We start from the raw sequence: 19,166 nt of genomic DNA on the forward strand, positions 1-19,166 counted from the left end.
CCCTAAGTACTCACCGAGGCAAAGCCCGACTCCTGTGCCACCGTTTCTATCGTTGGGAAATCGTCGTCGGTCAGCCTCTGGCAAGAGTAAGCCAGGCGTAGTTCTGCCAGATACTCGTTGAAAGGCTTTTCTTTATACTTCATACACCGCTCGGCAAGTTCGCGTTTACTCACGCCACTATGCTGGGCGGCTTTTTCTATATCCATGTCCGGTTGTGCAAAGCGGTTCTCTTCCGTCAGCCATTCATCCAATTCCTTCAGACTTAGGATAATATCCTCCGGCGTATTTTCTGCCGGGGCGGTGGCGGTGACGGTGGACAATGTGCGGTCCTGCATCAACTCTTTGAGGCGTGCCAATTCATCTTCGGCCTGCTGTTTCAGACGGTTTTCTTCCCGCAACTCGCGGTTGAAGCGGCGCTGCCGACGCATCTGCCTCATGCCCATGCAGATAGTCACCAACACCATGAATGCCAGTATGCCGCTGACCGCCAGTGTCGTCTGGTGGAGTTGCAACTCCGACTTCTGCCGCCGGATGGTATCTTCATAACTGCTCACTTCACTCATCAGGCTATATTCCATATAAGCTTGTCGGCGTTCGCGCATGGCCAGGCTATCGCCAAGCACGAGTGCACGGCGGTAGAGGGTGGCGGCTTCCGCCTTTTTGCCCTGCGCAAGGCAGGCGTCGGCCAGCAGGGTGACGGCGGTTTTCGTAATCTCAGAGATGCTGTCGGGGTGCTGCAACTGCCTGTCCAGGCAACCGCGGGCATAGGCTTCGGCATCGGCATATCGGTGCGCCTGCATCAGGTATTGCCCCGGAAGCCGGCACCTCACTTCCATTCCGGGATAGCGGGCGGAGAGCTGGCTGTACAGCCGATAGCAGCGGTCGGCCTGCTGCGCACGGCCCGAAGCCAGATATTGCACCATGAGGCATTCGTAGTAGTTCATCAGGATGAGGGCGCGCCCCTGCTCATCCAATATGGGAGAAAGCTCAGTCTGCTCGGTGTCGCGGACAGCCTGTTCCAGCAAGGCTATGGCCTCATCGTGGCGATTCATTTCGCCCAGCAGAATGGCAGCTTCCGGAATAACCTCAACCTTCATGTTGACACACTTTTCCAATTGATCCAGAGATTGAATCAGCTTCTGCAGGTACTTCCAGGCCTCCGAGCGTTCGCCGCGCATCCGGAGGGCATTGGCATAGAAGAGGGAGGAATAGGCCTTATACCAAGGGGAGTTCAGGGTCTGGACATTGCGTTTCTCCAGTTCCTGCGCCCAGTAGCCCAAAGCTTCGTCGTCGCCCAGGTACCCGCTGATGGCACACAGTTGGACGATGGCCAGCATTTCGCGCTCGGGATTGCCTTCGGCACGGGCGGCGGCCACGGTTTCCTGTCCGTAGTGGCGCGCCGGGCGCAGTTGGTCGGCCACCATGCTGGCAAGGCACGACACCAGGTTGACGTAAGAACGGGTGGCGGGGGCGTGATAGCCGTTGGCGTCGCTCCAGCGGCGCAGGCTGTCCAGCATTTGCAGGGCAAGGCGGGGGCGGGTGACGTAGATGCTGTCCATGTAGTGGATGCTGGCGGCGGGGCGGGCGGCGGTTTCTCCGGCGGTGAGGGAGAGGGAGAAGAGAAAGAATATAGAAAGTATTAGCAGCTTCTTGCACATAAAAACGTATCCCATACTTCTATTCTCCAGTTTATATGCATTCAAGTCCATTGTTGTCATGCTGTAAATCTCCTATTGCTAATTCATTCACTGGCACAAAGATACGAATTGTTCATGGATATGCAACGGCCGGGCGGGGGAAAGATGGCTCATCTCTTGGTGAGTTCACGCAGGCGGCCGTCCAGCTCGCGCGACTTCCGTTCCAGCTCGCGGCGCCGGCGGCGGTTGCGGCGCATCTGCCGGAAGAAGGAGACGGATAGTATCAGCAGCTCCACCGCAAGGACGGCGGGAAACAGGATAAAGAGGAAGTTGTTCAAGATGCCGGAGTGCTCCATAAGACTATTAGATTAATTGACAGTTGACAATTGAGATACTACTGCCGCTATCAGGCTTTCAACCTGCACAGCTAAATTCATAATTCATCATTCATTTAGTTACCTATTTATTATGTAAACTAATTATGGTGACAGCCCCTCCTATCCCAGCGGGTTCTCATCCAGTCCGCCACCGCCGCTGCCGCCGCCCGGGTTGTCTTCGGCGGGCTGACCTACAACGAAGTTGTCGTCCATCGTCACCGTGCGGGGCTCCTTCAGCATTAGGCTGCCGTTGCCTGACAGCTGCGTGCACAGCTTCACTTGCCATACGGAACCTTCTTCCGCCCCGGCGGGCATCACGAAGCCCACCTGCGTGGGGGTGTTGGGAAAGAGGCGTGCGGCGGGGATAAGTACGAGCTTGGCTCGTTGAGAGGTCTTTGCCATTGTTCTTTTGATGGTTTAGAGGGTTGATAATTAATAGTTGATTCTATCGAGTGCCCCATTCCTCCCCCGGTGAGGGGAAGAGGGGGATTTCGTTTGCGGGATATTAAGGGGATAGTTTTGTATAGTTGCTGGGGGCGGTCAATTCTGCAACGGAGGCGGTGGCTGCGGGGGTGGAGCCGGTATAGCCGTAGTATACGTTATTGACGGCACTGCAATAGGCTTCGTTATCCCCAGTTTTCAGCAGTTTTTCCTTTAGGCCGGAAGCTTCAGTCTGCGATGTAATCTCTGTCAGGAAAAGGTTATTGATAATAGTTCCTCCTCCAAAGGACGCACTATCCCATGAAAATTTGATTTTGCTAATACTACTGGAACTGATGCCCCATACGAAGTCCAACTTTCCGCTTGTTAGAGCATTAAATGTATAGTCCGCAAATTCATATGCATCCCCGGTCATGATGACGGTTTCGAGATTGGAACATCCATTAAATACCCTACTCCCTACTGCCCCTTGCAGCTTCCTTATCTCTACCGTCTTCAACGATGTGCAGGCAGAAAGAGCATTCTCCGGCAACGAACCTGCTCCATCATACAAGAAGTGGGTGAGCCCACTTCCTGAAAAGGTCCCCACCCCGACGCTTTTAATCGTATCCTTATGCGTTTGAAAGTAATCGAACTTTTCACAGCCGTTAAAAAGATTGTTTGCCAGGGAAGTTAGCGGAGACACTATCAATGTGGCCAAATTCTTACAGCCTTTAAAGGCTGAAATCCCTAGGGTGGTAGCGCTAGAGACATCTACCATGGTCAGCCCTGTGCAACCGGAGAAGGCTTCCGCTCCTATGGATGTCACATTGGGTGCATTTACCGTAACAAGCGATGCGCAGTCTTTAAACAGTCCTTGGGCTATGCCGCTTATCTGGGGGGCATCCAGATTCTGAATGGGGCTTGTATACAGATTTTTCAGTTCACCTACAGCATTCGGCAGATGCAGTGTTCCAATTTTGGCTCGGTAGTTCCAGCTTGCGACCAACTGGGTCGACGCATTAGTGATGCCCAGTGTCATCGTAGCGATTTTCTCTGAAGTAAAGGCTTGGTTTCCTACATAAGTCACACCAGGCAGGTACACTTTTTCCAGTGAGGATGTCTGAAGTCCATACTGTCCTACATAGGTAAGCTTGGGCAAGTTCACTTCTGTGAGATTAAGCCCTAGGGTTGCATCAATTTTTGTCAGGTTAGGATAGTTCTCTTCATTAAGTACCGTTACGCTCTTGGCATAGGGGCAGTCAGCGGAAAATCCACCGTTAATGGTGGTTATATTTCGCGTACTCCCACTTCTTCCAGTTTTATGCAACCCTCAAATGCACCAGAAGGTAAAACCTTGATGTGCTGCAAATCTACACTCTTCAATGAGCTACATCCTTTGAATGCCGAATTACCTATATCGGTGACATTGCTTGTATTTACACTCTCCAATGCAGTGCATCCATCGAACGCACCAGCGCGGACACTTGTAAATGCTTCCCCCAGCACAACGTTCTTCAGCGAGGTGCAGTCTTTATAACAGTCATTGCTAGGAAATCCATTCTCCGTCAGCAAGGTCAGGTCTGTGATATTGTTATCTTTGATATATTTGTTCAACGCAGCGACATCATTGGAATCCATCTTACCTGTTATACCTATCTTCTTTATCCCCTTCTGTGCTTCGGGCAATGCCGCCAGCTGGGCAGTCAAGCCGCCCTCTGATGCTTCCAGAAACTGGACATCATTGCTGGTTGTCCCTTCGGCCGAAACCTCCTCCCATCCTTCCACCTTAGTGTTTATCATCACCACTCCATTCAGGTTCAGCTTCAGCGCATAAGTGCTGCATTTTCCGGCCGCTAAGCTAATCTCTTCGGAAGCCGTATATTTGAAATTTATCCCGTTCACGGTGATTATTATCTCCCGCGTGCCGGTACTTCCCGGCAAGGCCAGTGCGTAGAACTCCTGCGTGCCGGCATTTAGTTGACAGAAGGCGATGTCGGCAGTGGTGCTTTCCGCTTGTCTCGACACGGTTCCGTCGGTCAGGCTGAGCTCTCCTTGGGTGGGCAGCGTCATTTTCACCGTTACCCCGGAAACACTCGATAAATCGATATCGGTAGAGGCGAGCGTCACTTTCACCATAGCCATGCAGTGTTCCAACGTGATGGGAGGCAGCGGTGAGGTGCTCACCGATGTCGACTTGGCCACCACGTCCAGCTTCTTCCAGTTCTCTTTATTGGTGGCGGTGAGGGTGAACGGTCTCTTGCCGTCGCTCACATTCCCAAGGGCTCCCACTTCCTGATACACGGTCAGAATAGTGGTCTGTGTAGTGCTCTGCCAATACAGTGCCGGGTCAGACGACCAGTAGCCATCTCCACCGCCATCCTTATGGTAAGTCAGAGTAGCAATTTGGGGCGCATTTCCTCCGCAAGAGAGGTAGGCGCACAACGTGGCTCCAGCTTCAAAACCGGTGGAAACTTCATTTCCCGTACGGGTGCTCAGTGTGCCGAAGTTCAGTTGCCGGCCGTTTCCCGTGCCGTCCGGGGTTCTGTCGTCGTCGCGGCAGGCAACGGTGGTCCAGATCAGAAGTACCAGCAGCGTGGCGGCAGATGCATACAGGTTAATCTTATTCATAGCTATAGCGTATATGTCAGGGATTAGAGTTAGTAGGATAATGATAAAGATAGTTCTCCGGGTTGGTCACGTCACCCTCGCCCGTGTAGCCGTAATGGATGGTTTTCCACGTGATGCCATTACTGTTGCCAATACCTATCGATCCTCCTTGCAGCTGCGCCTCGGTGGTAATGTTGACATCTGTCAGGAACAAGACTCCGTTTCCGCCCCCGATAGCCGTATTGTCAAAATGGTTGCCCCACCCCCAATAGGGGTCGACGTCAGGTATCACCAGATTGGTCAGATTCAAGCAGTTAAAAAACGTTTGGTAGTCAAAGCTTGCGGAAGAGTTAAATACGACAGTATTAAGATTCCCGCAAGATTCAAATACCTTCTGGCCTATACTATTCAGGCTTTCAGGCAGGCTAATGCTTGTGAGTGAATTGCAATTAGAAAACGCAGAGCTACCAATTGTTTTCAATGTTTTGGGCAGATGAACCTCCTTCAAGGCAGTACAGCGAAAAAACACAGAACTACCTATTTCGGTAAGCCCATCAAGCAGGATAGCAACGGTCAGTAAGCTGTTTTCCTGGAAAGCGCCGACATCCAACTTGGTCAAACTTTGAGGCAATACAACCTTCGTAAGTTTCGTAATGTAGAATGCATGGTCTCCAATAGTAGTCAACCCTTCCGGGAAGTCAATACTGGTCAGGCCGGTGTTCTTAAAGGCATTGGCATTTATCACTTGCAAGCCCTGGGGCAGGTACACCTCTTGCAGGGAAGTAGCTCCTTCAAAAGCTCTGCACCCTATATCAGTCACTGTTTCCGGCAGATAAACACCTTTGATGGCGGGATTAGCCTTAAGATATGCAGCCAGTGTGGAAATGTCTTGGTCGTTCAGCGGGCCGCTTATGGCTATCTTGCTATTATTGCCCTCCCACTTTCCCGACAAATCCAGGCTGCCTGCCGCAGAATTCGTCACCTCCGTAAGATTGGGCACCTTCAATATCTCTACCTTAAGCACCTGCCCGGCAGTCAGCTTTGTTTCTGTACCCGTGGGTTGTGCCGTTATCGAATAGGTCGCATTATCCGCAGCACTCACCAAGGCAGTTTCTTGGTTCTTAAACACCTGTCCCGGCATCAGGAACCCGCGGAAGGTGTTGCCGTCTTTCCACAATCCAGTCAACTCGCCTTTACTCGCTTCGTCGGTGACGACGGTCTCGGTATCTACGGAGGAGGTGGTTTTGCCACTGTTGAAGATATGTAAGAGACCCATTTTCGTGTGGTATATCTTGTCATTCTTTCCCGTCACTTCAATCCGCGCCATCAGGTGCTTCATGCCGGAGAAAGTGATTGGAGCAGAAGAAACAGCACTCGTTGTGCTTGCCTGACTCAGGTAATCGTACTTCAGGTAATTGTCGGCGGTAAATTCATCGGGCAGCACGATTGTACGTTCCAGCTTGCCGGTGGTGGTTCGGGCAGCATTCTTTTCCTCATCGGTCAGTGCGGGGAGGTAGGCTGTAAAGGTATGATTGTTGGAGATATGACGCCAACATAAGGCTGTGGAGGGATCGTCGGCAACCCATCCTGCCCGAGTGCCGATGGCTATAGATGCTGCCCGGTAGGTGTAGTCGGCATACTTCGTTACCGTTGTTCCATCGGCTACGGTTACGGTCATTTTCACGGTCATGGTGGCGCCGGGCTCTTCGTAAGCCACGTCAGTGCGCGTCACAGCGCGCGTCCCGGCATCCGTCGCCACTTCCGTCACCGTCAGTCCGCCGAAGTTCACGGGTTTCCCTACGAGTTCTTCCGCCGGTATCTCTTCGTTTCCATCGTCGTCCACGCCCGGCAGGTGGTCCGCCTGGCAGGCCGTGAGCAGGGGGATGCACACGGCAAGCATGAGCAGGACGACGGGGGTAATTAGCAGATGTTTGGTTCTCATATCGTTATTATCTCGTTTATTGTTATTATCTCGTTTATTGTTATTATCTCGTTTATTGTTTCCACTGTTCATTATAGCAAGAAACGCCGCTTCAACGATATGACTGCCGGGAAAACGGAGCGTCCCGGCATCCGGCTGCACGCAAGGGGCAGGCGGGTGGCGGGACGCGGAGAATAAAAGGGGGGGGAGATATCTTTATTTCATTGATGCTACCAGTTCTCTAAGCTTTTCATCACTAATGCTACTATACTCGGCCTTATCATATATGTAAAGAAGTATAAGTACCCCCTCATCTACACTGACAAGTGCCTCTATATACGTTATTGCACGTGCTCCATGACTTTTTCCTTTGCCTTTACTGGCTATTGCCACGCGTACTTTACGTAGTCCATGCCCTAAGTCAATACCTTCATAAGGGTTCTTCTCTAAACTATTCAATAGTCTCGAATAATCTTCCGGCATAGAACGGTATCTCTTCTTTAACTTCTTTAGAGCTCTGTCAAAATCGGGAGAGGTTACTATTTCCAGCATTGCTTAGTCCTCCTCCTCCAATTCCTTCAGTAATTCTCTGGCAGGACGTGTTTTCACCCTTCCTGCCTTAATGTCGCTCAGTGTATGCAACGACTTCTTGATGCCCTTAATAATGGATTCGTCGCTATCTGTTTCAATATCGGCCTCTACCGCACATCCATATTCGTAAGTCGGCTCGCCCACTATGCAGCTACCGGAATCTTCTTCCGGACAGGTGTATTCCTTCACGGATTTATCTTTTTGCATACGTGCTTTTATACGATGGTAAGCCTTACTCATTTCCTTCAGAAGTTCGCTACTGTCAGTATTGAGTATTTCACGAGCCAGCATTGCTTTCTGTGCTTCCAGTTCCATTGTTGTCATAATCTTGTCCTCCTATATATACTATTGTCAAATACAACGATACAAAGATAACGAAAGTTCCCGTAAGGCGCTGCACAGCATCCCTTTATTTTCCGTTTCCCAACATGTCAAAGAGCGTTTCTCGAAAACGCCCGGCGGCATACTGGAATAACGGAGGGATATTTCTTGCAGGACTACTTGCTGCGTATGCCTCGCACTAAGGCGGAAGGCTCGCGGCGGGTATCCCAAAGAGCAGTTATATAAAGTATATCCTTTTGCTCATCTGCATAATAGATTAATTTGAAATGCTCGTGCACGACCAACGAACGATACGCCCGACGTCTGCCAGCAAGTAAAGGTTCCAAAGGTCCCATATAAGGGTTATTGGCAAGCAGTTCAATCTGATGATCAATACTCATAAAAAAACGCTGTGCCACATAAACTCCAAACAGCCTTTTGCCTTGTGCAGTAGCAGTTTTCAACTGTTTGCCTGCACCCTTTCTCAGGACTATTTGCATAGCCATGGAAATGTTTTAAGCAAGTCGGCACGCGCCTCTTCCCAAGGTATTCCCGGTATTCCGGCTTCTTCCTCAGCCTCAGCCTCGTCTATCCACGAGTTTATCTCCTCCATCGTGTAGGGTGTAAGGTCTTCTTTTTCTTCCGCCACAGCATTTGCAGCAGATGATTCCACTTTGGCAACGCGTGCGAAGTATTTCTTCACTTTCTTCAGCACTTCCAGATCGTCCGTGCCAAGTATCTCGCGTGCCAGTTCGTTGCGGTATGCATTCAGATCCATTGTTCCCATGTCTATATCTCCTTTCTTTTATATTGCGAATCGCTTTCATTGCGAACCGCTTCAATTGCAAATTGCTTTGCAATGACAAAGATAACAATACTTATCCGTTATTCCAGCATGTCAAAGAGCGTTTTTATAGTGATGAGTGTTTAGTGATAAGTGATTAACTGTTCAGCACTAATCACTAAAAGGACTGATCACTACTTTCGTTCCGCCCCCGTTGCGAAGCGGGCGGTGCCGGACTATGACGCATGGCGTCCGGGGCGGAAGGGGGTTTTTAAGGCTTCACTTCGGGAACTACCATATCGGCACCACCACTAGCACTGGTTCCGGATGCCCATGCCTTGATGGTGAAGTTGCCCAGACTGATGCCGGTCTTGTTGGCCCTTAAGGTAAAGACGTATTCACTACCGGCTATAAGGGTCAGGGCACTTGATGTACCCAGCTTATAGAGGTAAGTGGTTTCATCAGTAGCGGTCAGCTGCACAAAATCTGCATTTTCTGTAAAAGAAGTGCCCGGCAACAAGATGGCATAATAGGTATATTCTTTATCCATACTGTCCGATACAGTGCCCTCTACACGATAGGGAGTAATCTCTCCGGCTTTTTCAGAGGTAGAAGAAATGCTTATCGACCCATCCTTGATATCGAACGTTCCGTTCAGGGGAGTCATTCCATTTCCACTATTATCCTTATTCACAATCTTCAGGCTGGGAGCCAATTCTTCCAGTTCAGCTTGACTCAGGTCATTGCCTGCCGTCAGTTTAATTAAGATACGGCTCATCTTGTGTTGCAACTCCATGGGTTGTGCGCTGGTGCTCGCCAGTACGGGGGTGTTTTTTGCCCACAGGTAATCGGCATCCTTGTAACCCTTGCCACTATTATTATCCTGGTCTCTGGCAACCGTAACACTTTTAGTCGTATTCTTGTCTGTCAGACTCTCATCGTACGGATAATAGCCATACAGCGTATGCCACTGCGAGGTGTTCTGCCAATAGATGACACCGTCCCAGCCAGTGCCAGTTTTGGTAAACTTCACGTTATTGACGGCCTTACCGGCACCGATAGCGGCAGGCACCGCAGTCGCCTCATTCTGGGCGGTGTTTTTATCCGCAGTTGCCAGGTAGATGCCGATGGCATCACCGGTTTCAAAATCTGTAGGCTGCACAATCGCCACACGTGTCTGCGTCACGCCGCCTACCCCAATATTCATCTGAATCGGCTTCGTGATGTCCACCACTTCCACTTCATCACTGTTGCTGCACGCGCCCAAGGCTAAAGTAGCACTCACTATGGCCGTAGCCATCAAAATCTTACTTACTCTCATGTCTTTTTTTTAATGTTTTAATAGTTTATATATTTCATAAATCACCTTATCACTTTATCACTCTATCACCCTCTCTCAAATCTCCATCCCCGCATCTCCGTCGCTGCTTCCACCATCCTGCCATTCACCGATACTCACGCTCATGGAGGCTTCCGTACGGCTTACGGTGACGGTCAGCGTATAGCTCTTACCGCCCTCAAAGACGCCGTTGCGGTCCGTCGATTTCAGATAGTAAGGCTGTCCGCCAATGGTGAGCGTCAGCAGGTTTTCGCCTGCGGCGATGGTCTGCGGAACAATGAGGGCGTTGCGTTTGTCGCCCGTGCCGCTAAGCGTAATCTCTTTGCGGGCACTGCCCGGTGCCAGTGTGATGCCATCCAATGTATAATCCGCAATGGCTTGCGGCAGGCTGGCAAGGGCGGTTTCCACTTCCGCTTGCGTCATGCCCGCACCGGCTTTCAGCACTACATTCAGTTGTGCGGCAAGATGGCGGAAAGTGAGCGAAACGGGAGACAGGCGGCCGGTGGTGGTGGTGGCTGCCAACAAGTCGGGCATCCGGTTTCCGGAGGGCGTTCCGGGCGGAGTGTGTAAGGCGTAGAAGGCGGTCTGTTCATCCTTCAGAACATCCCAGTAAAGCACGGGTGTACTGCTCCAACGGTTATCATCCCCCAGTGTGAAGGCATATCCGGCACCTTCGATACGCTGCGCCCAGAGGGTGAAGGCATCGCCCGGTTCAAAACCACTGTTCGCACTCCCGGTGCCGCTTCCGGCGGGAGGAGTGTCCGGTGTCTTCACCTCTACCACGGAAGCGTCGGCGGAAGTATTTATACCATCCGTCCAAGGTTCGATGGTAGCTTCCACAACAGCCTCTACCGGTTCCTCCGGCTTGGTTACGACGCGCAAGGTCAGCGTAAACGTGTTTTGCGTTCCGGCTGCCAGATTCTGCGTTTCGCTCATAGTGGCGGTATATTCTTTCCCATCCGTCAGGGTCACCACGAAACTGACGCCCGGAGCGGCGGAACGTGGCAGTACAATGGCCTCGCCCGCAGTGCCCGCCGCATTCAACGGAACGGAGATGTCCCGCGGGGTGGAAGCGGCGGAGATGCTGCCGTCCGTCAGCAGACAGGTGGCCTTTGTATTCATTCCTTTCAGGATGAGCGTGGCGCCCGCCAGTTGTGCCGGTTCTACGGTATCGCTGCCCTTCAGCACGAATATCAGTTTCACCAGGCGGTGGCTGAAGCTCAGTGCCACAGACGGCGTATTGCGGTCGTGCCCGTCGGCCCGGGCGGTCAGCACATCCACGGCGGGTTGTTGACTGACGTCGACAGGCAGGCGGAACTCTTCCGTTAATTTATCACCCGCATAAGGGTAATAAGCAAGGAAATCCACTTTAGAACCGTCCGCGGGAAAATAAGCGGTGTTGGCTTCGCCATCCGGTTGCAACTTGCCGCCGGCACCTGCCGAGGCAATGACGTAGCGGTAATTAAACACTGCGTTGGCAGGCTCCGTGCTTCCGGCAGCGTTCATGCAGAGGCCTACGGCATCGCCTGCCTCCCACTTTCCGTCCGTGGCACGCGTCAGCGTAACGTTTCCGATACCTGCCGTCAAGCTGACCGCCACCGGAGCATCCGGCACATCGCCGGAAGGTTGATTCTCACTGCACCCCACCAGTAGGCAGAAGAACAACAAAAGGCTTGCAAAGTATAAATGGTACTTCTTCATATCATATAATTTACTTATCACATTATCACCCTATCATCTTATCACTCTATCCCCCTATCACTCCCCCTCATCCGTCGCATCCAAATCACTGTCCGTCCCCTGTTTCCAGTCGCCGATGACCGCCGATACTCCCGGCTGTCCGGCAATGGTGATTTCGGCATTCAGGGTAAGGGCTTCCACCGGACCGGAAGCATAGTCATTGAAATCGCGCAGGTAAGGGGTAAGATCCTGCTGCAGCGTCTCCTCTTCACCGTTGGTATAACGCAGGTTCAGGGTAAGCAATTGCTGCTGGGCAGTGTGGATGCCCAGCAGGTTACGAACGCCGGAATAAAAGACACGTTCGTTGCCGGCACGCGTGACGGAAGCGCTTTCCCGCTCTATGGGCAGTTCTATAGTGCCGCCTGCGCCGCTTGTGGTAGCGTGGTCGTGCAGCCGCCGGGCGGAAGCCATCCCGCTAAGCCGCGCATGGATGGAAGCGATGCGCCAGTCCGCCTCACAGCTAAGGCTGAAACGCAGCGCCAGCTCACGGGTAAAGGGAAGCAACCGGAGGGTATATGAATTTTCCTGTTGAGCGGCCGGAACAAAAGTGCCGATGCCCGCGCTGAAATCCTCCGGTTCAAGGAACAACCCGTCGGCATCCTGTTCCAGACGGAAGTACTCTCCATCGAAACGGATATGGGCGGCATCCTGAGTGCCCACAAAGGTATATTCCCTTTCCTCCAACTCCAGACGCACCGTAGCGCCGGCATCCATGATGAAGGTGGTATCTACGGCCTCATCGGCGCTCCACACGCGCATCCGCACAGTGGAAGCTGTCGGTGACCCTCCCGACCGGTCAATCTTTAGCGATGTAGATGATTTATATAACTCTTCGTGTGTATAAAGTTCCTTCTTACTGCATCCGGCTAATACAGTAAGCATCAGCAAGCAGGTAGCGATATATCTTAACGGTGTTTTCATCGGCTATCTGTTTTTGGAGGGAATACGATAGACCAGGCTGACGTGCAGGTCAGTCAGACCGAAAAGATCACGCGTGCGTTCGCTCCGGAATTCATACTTGCCGAAACGCTTGTTCCAGATGTAGCGGTCGTAGCGGGCATGGATGTATCCCAGCCCCAGACCGGCATCGACAAACCAGTTGCCACGCAAAGCAAAGCGGTAGCCCATGGTGACTCCTGCCAGAAGGGCTTCTCCCTGACGTCCGCCATCAGTAAAGAAGTTACTGTCGAAACTGCCGCCACGCACGGAGATACCGATATGCGTCCGACGGAAACCAGAGCCGCCGGTTTGCAACCAGTAACGGGCTTCGCCACCCACACTCCAGGTCTGTGTGGCACGCTGTGTATGCGAATAGCCCCACATGCCAAAACTGCCATCGGCAGCCACGGAACAGCTTTTACCGATATAGACTTCGCCTCCAAGATTAGGAGCGAGAGTTGCCCACGAAAGGAAATTAGTAGTTAATGCAAAAGGACTGTCTTTCTTCTGCTGTGCCTGTGCGACAAACGGGAGAAGGAAAACAAGTAATAAAAGAATCGTACGTAATGGCTTCATGTTTCTTTGCTTTCAAAATGATAGGCAAAGTTGTTAATTTATCGCAAGACCATATCAAGAAAAAGCCCCTGCAAAACTTTCATTTCATGCTTTGACAATGGTCATTCATGAAATGAAAGGCTTGCAGGGGCTATAAGACAGCCATGATTGCAACCGGAAAACTCAATACATTCCACCTCGGCACCGACAGCCTTCAAAGCCCTGGATGCCGCACGCGCCCCTTTAGGAGTTTCATTTCGTTCCATATAACTGGAACAAAAATTTCTCTTGACTGGAAGTGTTGTTTCAATAAAGAGGAACAACAGTTCCAGTTAAGTGGAACAAACGTAATCAAAGAATCAGTTCTTTGCAACCGGAACGCTCAGCATCTCCTTATACTTCTCCGGTTCGCTCAGCACCTTCACGGCTTCATTCAAATCATCATCATCTTTCAACTGTTGTATGATACCACCACGCTGGAAATAATAGCGTTTAATGATATCTTGGGCAATCATATTCTTGATATCTTTCGCAAAGTAATCCAAGTCACGATCCAGATTATGGCTAAGTTTCTGCTCAAGAGCCTTGAATTCTTCGGAGGCATCTTTCATATAACCTTCAAATTCGGCCATTTCTTTCAAATTCTTCAGAATCTTCTCGCTCTGCTGGTCATATTTAAAATCTGCCTTCTTTACCATTTCCTTAAACTCTGCATAATCAGCATCCGTCACTTCAAAATTCTCGGGAGAAGCGATTGTCGGGTGCTTCAGGCAATATTGAGTAGCATAATTAAAGATCAGATTATCATTTACCAGATAAAACAAAATATTAGGTAGCTTTTCTTGTTCCACTGCAACGTCCGGCGTCACACCACCGCCATCACGCACTTCACGTCCGACAGCCGTATGGAATACTGTAGTCAAACTATCAGGAATACGTCCTACACTACCATCCGGATTACGATGTTTATAATCTATCGCCTGCACGCAACGACCGCTGGGAATATAATATTTGGAAGTAGTCACCTTCATCGTACCGCCATAAGGCAATGTACGCGGCACTTGCACCAGGCCTTTTCCAAACGTGCGGTTACCTACAATCACTGCACGATCATAATCCTGCAATGCACCCGCCAGGATTTCCGAAGCGGAAGCAGTACCGCTATTTACCAATACAGCAATGGGAATATCTGTATCCAACGGTTCTCGCAAGGTCTTATACGTATTGCTGGCTTGTTTTATCTTACCTTTCGTTGTTACAATCGTCTTGCCACGGGGCAGAAAGTAGTTGGCTATCTCTACAGCCTCTTCTAACAGACCACCGCCATTATTGCGCAAATCAATTACCAGTGAAGTGATACCCTGTTTCTTCAAATCAAGGAAAGCCTTCTTAAACTCTTTAGATGGATTTCCGGAAAAAGTACTCAGGTTAATGTAGCCGATATTGTTATCCAACTTACTGTAATAAGGAATAAACGGCAACTGGATGTTCTTACGGACAATTGTAAAATCCAATGGCTTTGCCTCACCGGGACGCTCAACCTTCAGTTGGAAACTTGTCCCTACCTGTCCACGAAGTATTTTGCTCACATCCGTATTTCCGGTCAGGTCTTTTCCATCTATTTCAAGCAAGATATCGCCTGCTTTCAATCCCACTTCGGCAGCAGGCATACTTTCGTAAGGTTCCACAATTACCGTACGCTTCAATTTCGGCTCATATCGGATGATGGAACCTATACCTCCATAAGAAGCCTTAAGCATCTGCTCCAACTCACTCCGATCCTCTTCCGGATAAAATTCCGTATAAGGGTCCAGAGAATACAGCATCGCATCGATGCCCTCACGTATTGTCTTATTCGGATCCAATGTATCTACATAGAACATATCCAGTTCCTTCACGATGGAATTGAATATATCCAGGTTCTTTGCAATCTGGAAAGTGCGGTTATCACCACTCTTGAAACTAAAAAAGACAACTGCACCTACTACTAACAGTAAGGTAGCTATCCAGCGTACTTTCAGTATTTTCTTCATATCCTGTTTATTATAGTTCACTGATTCTCGTTTTGATATCCTCCCACCACTCGGCAGGCATTTCTGCACCAATCACCCGGATGATGCTTCCTGAAAGGATAGAACCTATCTTGCCGCACTTCTCCAGCGAGTATCCGCAAGTCAGTCCGTATAAAAAGCCGGCGGCAAAATAATCGCCCGCACCGGTCGTATCTATCACTCCATCCACAGTGACAGCATGCACATGCACTTCCTCTGTCCCTTTACGAATGAGCGATCCTCTGGCACCCAACTTCACAATGGCGATGCTGCACATTTTAGCAATCACATCCAATGCTTCTTCCGGTTCTTTACCCGTAAATGCTTTTGCTTCCTCCTCATTGGCAAACACAATATCCACATACTTGTTTATCAATAAAGAGAAGAAATCGTGGTCTTGCTCCACAATATTATAGCTTGCCATATCCAGGCAGATTTGTAATCCGGCTTCTTTTGCCAGTTCAATGGCACGAAGTATCATATCATGATCCTGCACCAGATAACCTTCAATGAACAAATAAGTATATCCCTTGAACATCTCCCGCGAAAGGTCTTCGGCCTTTAATGTAGCGGCGGCACCCAGATAAGTACCAAAAGTACGTTCCCCGTCAGGTGATATAAAAGTGGAAGCTACCCCCGAAGGCAACTCGGAAGAAACTAACAAATTTGCTTCTGTCCCCCGTTCCAACAAACTTTGCCGATAAAATTTTCCATAATCGTCATTACCAACCTTACCAATGAATCCTGTTCCCGCACCAAGGCATGCCATACCACGAATTGCATTTCCGGCAGAGCCCCCGGTAGCCAATTCTGTTTCCATTTCACTGAAACGTTCATTGATTATCAGCAGTTTCGTTTCATCAATCAGGGTCATGCTTCCCTTGGGCAATTCCATTTCCGTAAGAATATGGTCGTCGTTGAGAGTAGCAAGAACGTCAACAAGGGCATTGCCCATTCCAATTATTTTGTCCATTTCGATATTTTTTTTGCAAAGATATTGCATATTTCAAAATATCCTATTACTTTTGCAGCGCATTTGAGAAAAAACAACATTCTTCCTTAGCTCAGTCGGTTAGAGCATCTGACTGTTAATCAGAGGGTCCTTGGTTCAAGTCCAAGAGGAAGAGCGAAAACTTAGATGCAAATTCTTCCTTAGCTCAGTCGGTTAGAGCATCTGACTGTTAATCAGAGGGTCCTTGGTTCAAGTCCAAGAGGAAGAGCAAAAAGGTTCGTCATTATGGCGAACCTTTTTTGTTTTTATTATTTAATTATCTTCATCAAGCTTCCGCAACCGCCAATGTCAATACACTGATACGTATCCCTCCTATCTCACGAAATATATCAGCACAGGCAGTAGTTGTAGCTCCTGTAGTCAAAACATCATCCACAATCAGAATATGCTTCCCTACTAATCGTTCCGGATGGCGGAGTTTAAAAATACCTTCCACATTCTCCCATCTCTCATAAATCGATTTACGGGTCTGTGTATTGGTATGCTTCTCGCGAATCACGGAAGAAGTGTCTACAGGTATCCCTGTCACTTGAAACACGCCACGGGCAATCCACTCACTTTGATTATATCCACGAGCTCTCTGTTTACGGGGATGCAAAGGTACGGGAATGACAACATCTACATCTTCAAAAAAGCCGGTCGGCAGTAATTCCGCCGCCATGCAACGTCCCATCACCGCTCCCAGTTCTTTTCTTCCACCATACTTCAATTGATGCAGAATCCTGCGGAAATCACTTCCTTTCCGATAAAAGAAATAAGAGGTGGCACGTTCCAGAGGAAACTTTCCCCAAAACATACGCTCTACAGGATTATCCTTCATTTTATGGTAATTCGTACGCGGCATATCTATATTGCAACGAGTACAAATAGTATCCTCACCCTCTATAAGTGATGCTCCGCAAACTGCGCAGCAGCGTGGAAAAAAAAGATGGAACAAAGGACCAAACCAATATTTCACAGTATTTTTCATCAGGCTATTTCTTTATGTCACATCCCCAACGGAGGAACTTCTTGTATCAGTTGTTGCAATATAGGATGCAGATATCCATTCGTGGCAATAATATGATGTCCTTCTATAAAGTTCTCATTCCCATAAAAGTCAGTCACCCGGCCACCGGCTTCCAGCACCAGCAATGCGGCAGCCGAATAATCCCATTTGCCGATGAAAGCTTCCGCCCAGGCATCAAAACGTCCGGCGGCTACATAGCATATTGCCAAAGCTGCAGAACCAGTCATACGGATACCACCAACCTTACCATACAAATTATGTATCAGATGTTCTCCCGTACGGGCATATTGACATGAGTTATAAGGCAATTCAACTACCAGAAAAGCATCTTCCATCTGCTGCACATTGGAAACCTGTATCCGCTGGCCATCCACATACGCACCTCCACCTTTCCAGCCATAGAAACACTCATCCCTACAGGGATCATACACTACTCCAATCAAGAGTTCCTCTTTAGATCGAAGAGCTATACATACACAATAAGGCGCGTTGTCATGGATATAATTTGTAGTCCCGTCCAACGGATCCACTACCCAACAATAAGGTTCATCCTGATACACTGCCGAACCTTCTTCCGTAATAAAACCGGCTTCCGGCAACAAAACGGAAAGTTCAGCAACAATCTGTTTTTCCGACTCTTTATCTACATAAGACACATAGTCATGCGCATGTTTCTTCTCCACGCTTTCACTGCGGAAAGTTTTTCTCTCTTCTTTCAAGAAACTTCCTGCATCCATAGCAATGCGACAAACTTTCGCGGTAAGTGATGCTAAATCCATATTCGTATTCTTTTTCTTTGTTATTCTATTATTTCCCGGGCAATCCAGGCGCAGGCCTCAGCGTCGGCTAATGCATGGTGATGCTGCTCCAACTCATAACCAAAGTAGGCAGCTACCGTATGCAGCTGATAGTTGGGCAAACCTTTGATCCGTCTTCGTGCCGTGCTCAAGGTACAATGAAATTCATAATCGGGATAATCCAGGCTATAAGTTCTGAAAACAGCTTTCAGGCAACTCTCATCAAAACCTTTATTATGGGCAATGAGCGGTAATCCTTCAATAAGTGGCGCTATCTCCTGCCATACGGTGGGAAATATCGGAGCTTTTGCCGTATCCGCCATTGTCAGTCCATGCACACGCGTGTTCCAATAGGTATAGTATTCCGGTTCGGGGCGAATCAGACTATAGTAGCTATCTACAAACTCTCCTTCCCGCACAATCACCACACCAACACTGCACACACTGGCACGCTGTTCGTTGGCTGTTTCAAAGTCTATGGCAGCAAAGTTTTCCATAATTCAGAAATTCCAAAGATCCTATTGTGGTTCCTCCACCTGCTGATAAATCAGATTTCCCCGTTGACTAATAGTCCATTTATCGTTCTCCAAACGGACATTCTTCGTATCATCATCCTCTACATTCCATGCGTATCCCCCCGAAGGTAAAGAGCGGCGATCCAGTATTTCGCTCGGGCGGTCATCAGAAAAGAAGAGTTCTACTTGCAGCGAATCGGGCGAAAAAACAATATAGGCGGCTTTTTCTTTATCTGCCACATCGGCTACACGTACTCCTTTCTCCCAAAGACGGATGCAGTCTTTCAGAACCTCACTCCAGGTATACCCTGCGGAAGCTATACAACCGTGAGCATCCTTATCATCACCCACCTTATTCTCTTCACCCTTTTTACTCTGAGAGTTTCCACAACTTGTAAACAGGAGGCTTACACACATCAATAGCAAAAAACAAGCATTTCCAGTTTTCATAAGAATCATCTATTTATATTTTGCACCCCAAAAGTACGAATAAATATGAAGCGGGGAAAGTTATCACATTTATTTCATGCGGGGAAAAGAAGGCTGAA

General features: G+C 49.3%; 21 protein-coding genes and 2 tRNA genes. 2 read left to right on the plus strand and 21 right to left on the minus strand.

The window, feature by feature from the left end; all coding sequences use genetic code 11:
• Nucleotides 1-2: 2 nt before the first annotated feature.
• The 17 genes from BN161_RS05835 to BN161_RS05910 all read right to left on the minus strand — a co-directional run bounded on the left by BN161_RS05835 (nucleotide 3) and on the right by BN161_RS05910 (nucleotide 16,258).
• Nucleotides 3-1,709: a tetratricopeptide repeat protein gene (locus BN161_RS05835; RefSeq protein ID WP_044263809.1), complete on the minus strand. Its 1,707-nt coding sequence runs from the start codon at nucleotides 1,707-1,709 to the stop codon at nucleotides 3-5.
• Between the two features lie 98 nt (nucleotides 1,710-1,807).
• Complete coding sequence (locus tag BN161_RS05840) at nucleotides 1,808-1,993, minus strand: hypothetical protein (protein WP_044263811.1); 186 nt, start codon at nucleotides 1,991-1,993, stop codon at nucleotides 1,808-1,810.
• A gap of 141 nt (nucleotides 1,994-2,134) precedes the next feature.
• Nucleotides 2,135-2,416: a DUF4469 domain-containing protein gene (locus tag BN161_RS05845; protein WP_044263813.1), complete on the minus strand. Its 282-nt coding sequence runs from the start codon at nucleotides 2,414-2,416 to the stop codon at nucleotides 2,135-2,137.
• A gap of 103 nt (nucleotides 2,417-2,519) precedes the next feature.
• A complete protein-coding gene (locus tag BN161_RS05850; protein ID WP_044263815.1) occupies nucleotides 2,520-3,764 on the minus strand; it encodes a leucine-rich repeat domain-containing protein in 1,245 nt (414 codons plus the stop codon).
• On the minus strand, nucleotides 3,725-5,065 hold the full coding sequence (locus BN161_RS05855; RefSeq protein WP_044263817.1) for a fimbrillin family protein: 1,341 nt from the start codon (nucleotides 5,063-5,065) through the stop codon (nucleotides 3,725-3,727). The genes BN161_RS05850 and BN161_RS05855 overlap by 40 nt, the downstream gene beginning before the upstream one ends.
• A gap of 16 nt (nucleotides 5,066-5,081) precedes the next feature.
• Nucleotides 5,082-6,986 carry a leucine-rich repeat protein gene (locus BN161_RS05860; RefSeq protein WP_167332494.1) on the minus strand — a complete coding sequence of 635 codons (1,905 nt, stop codon included), beginning with the start codon at nucleotides 6,984-6,986 and terminating at the stop codon, nucleotides 5,082-5,084.
• A 195-nt stretch (nucleotides 6,987-7,181) separates the two neighbouring features.
• Nucleotides 7,182-7,517 (minus strand): hypothetical protein, encoded by a 336-nt coding sequence (locus BN161_RS05865; RefSeq protein ID WP_044263821.1) that lies wholly within the window; start codon nucleotides 7,515-7,517, stop codon nucleotides 7,182-7,184.
• A gap of 3 nt (nucleotides 7,518-7,520) precedes the next feature.
• Complete coding sequence (locus BN161_RS05870) at nucleotides 7,521-7,880, minus strand: hypothetical protein (protein WP_125910758.1); 360 nt, start codon at nucleotides 7,878-7,880, stop codon at nucleotides 7,521-7,523.
• A gap of 173 nt (nucleotides 7,881-8,053) precedes the next feature.
• Nucleotides 8,054-8,383 (minus strand): type II toxin-antitoxin system RelE/ParE family toxin, encoded by a 330-nt coding sequence (locus tag BN161_RS05875; RefSeq protein ID WP_081743636.1) that lies wholly within the window; start codon nucleotides 8,381-8,383, stop codon nucleotides 8,054-8,056.
• On the minus strand, nucleotides 8,368-8,664 hold the full coding sequence (locus BN161_RS05880; RefSeq protein ID WP_044263823.1) for a hypothetical protein: 297 nt from the start codon (nucleotides 8,662-8,664) through the stop codon (nucleotides 8,368-8,370). Before BN161_RS05880 ends, BN161_RS05875 begins: the two co-directional genes overlap by 16 nt.
• A gap of 268 nt (nucleotides 8,665-8,932) precedes the next feature.
• A complete protein-coding gene (locus BN161_RS05885; RefSeq protein WP_081743637.1) occupies nucleotides 8,933-9,982 on the minus strand; it encodes a fimbrillin family protein in 1,050 nt (349 codons plus the stop codon).
• A 75-nt stretch (nucleotides 9,983-10,057) separates the two neighbouring features.
• Nucleotides 10,058-11,701 carry a fimbrillin family protein gene (locus BN161_RS05890; RefSeq protein ID WP_081743638.1) on the minus strand — a complete coding sequence of 548 codons (1,644 nt, stop codon included), beginning with the start codon at nucleotides 11,699-11,701 and terminating at the stop codon, nucleotides 10,058-10,060.
• Nucleotides 11,702-11,758: 57 nt separating this feature from the next.
• Nucleotides 11,759-12,661 carry a hypothetical protein gene (locus BN161_RS05895; protein WP_125910759.1) on the minus strand — a complete coding sequence of 301 codons (903 nt, stop codon included), beginning with the start codon at nucleotides 12,659-12,661 and terminating at the stop codon, nucleotides 11,759-11,761.
• 3 nt (nucleotides 12,662-12,664) lie between these two features.
• The gene (locus tag BN161_RS05900) at nucleotides 12,665-13,255 is read right to left on the minus strand and encodes a DUF3575 domain-containing protein (protein WP_044263831.1); all 591 of its coding nucleotides are present in this window, start codon (nucleotides 13,253-13,255) and stop codon (nucleotides 12,665-12,667) included.
• 101 nt (nucleotides 13,256-13,356) lie between these two features.
• On the minus strand, nucleotides 13,357-13,500 hold the full coding sequence (locus tag BN161_RS29615) for a hypothetical protein (protein WP_209441889.1): 144 nt from the start codon (nucleotides 13,498-13,500) through the stop codon (nucleotides 13,357-13,359).
• A 93-nt stretch (nucleotides 13,501-13,593) separates the two neighbouring features.
• Nucleotides 13,594-15,267, minus strand: coding sequence for a S41 family peptidase (locus tag BN161_RS05905; protein WP_044263836.1), 1,674 nt, complete (start codon nucleotides 15,265-15,267; stop codon nucleotides 13,594-13,596).
• Nucleotides 15,268-15,277: 10 nt separating this feature from the next.
• Nucleotides 15,278-16,258 carry an adenosine kinase gene (locus BN161_RS05910; RefSeq protein ID WP_044263837.1) on the minus strand — a complete coding sequence of 327 codons (981 nt, stop codon included), beginning with the start codon at nucleotides 16,256-16,258 and terminating at the stop codon, nucleotides 15,278-15,280.
• Nucleotides 16,259-16,338: 80 nt separating this feature from the next.
• On the opposite strand from BN161_RS05910, the gene BN161_RS05915 reads away from it, so the two are divergent.
• A tRNA-Asn gene (locus BN161_RS05915) sits at nucleotides 16,339-16,412 on the plus strand.
• A 19-nt stretch (nucleotides 16,413-16,431) separates the two neighbouring features.
• Nucleotides 16,432-16,505 (plus strand) — tRNA-Asn (locus BN161_RS05920).
• Between the two features lie 57 nt (nucleotides 16,506-16,562).
• On the opposite strand, the gene BN161_RS05925 is transcribed toward BN161_RS05920, so the two are convergent.
• From BN161_RS05925 to BN161_RS05940, 4 genes are read right to left on the minus strand one after another with little or no spacing between them, the layout of a single operon-like run.
• Nucleotides 16,563-17,267: a ComF family protein gene (locus BN161_RS05925; RefSeq protein WP_044263832.1), complete on the minus strand. Its 705-nt coding sequence runs from the start codon at nucleotides 17,265-17,267 to the stop codon at nucleotides 16,563-16,565.
• Between the two features lie 17 nt (nucleotides 17,268-17,284).
• Nucleotides 17,285-18,085 carry an inositol monophosphatase family protein gene (locus tag BN161_RS05930; RefSeq protein WP_007211866.1) on the minus strand — a complete coding sequence of 267 codons (801 nt, stop codon included), beginning with the start codon at nucleotides 18,083-18,085 and terminating at the stop codon, nucleotides 17,285-17,287.
• Nucleotides 18,086-18,105: 20 nt separating this feature from the next.
• Nucleotides 18,106-18,600, minus strand: a complete 495-nt coding sequence (locus tag BN161_RS05935; protein WP_044263833.1) for a 3'-5' exonuclease — start codon at nucleotides 18,598-18,600, stop codon at nucleotides 18,106-18,108.
• Nucleotides 18,601-18,621: 21 nt separating this feature from the next.
• Nucleotides 18,622-19,068 (minus strand): hypothetical protein, encoded by a 447-nt coding sequence (locus BN161_RS05940; RefSeq protein ID WP_044263839.1) that lies wholly within the window; start codon nucleotides 19,066-19,068, stop codon nucleotides 18,622-18,624.
• Between the last annotated feature and the right edge of the window lie 98 nt (nucleotides 19,069-19,166).

This window comes from Bacteroides timonensis (assembly GCF_000513195.1).
Classification (GTDB): Bacteria; Bacteroidota; Bacteroidia; order Bacteroidales; family Bacteroidaceae; genus Bacteroides; species Bacteroides timonensis.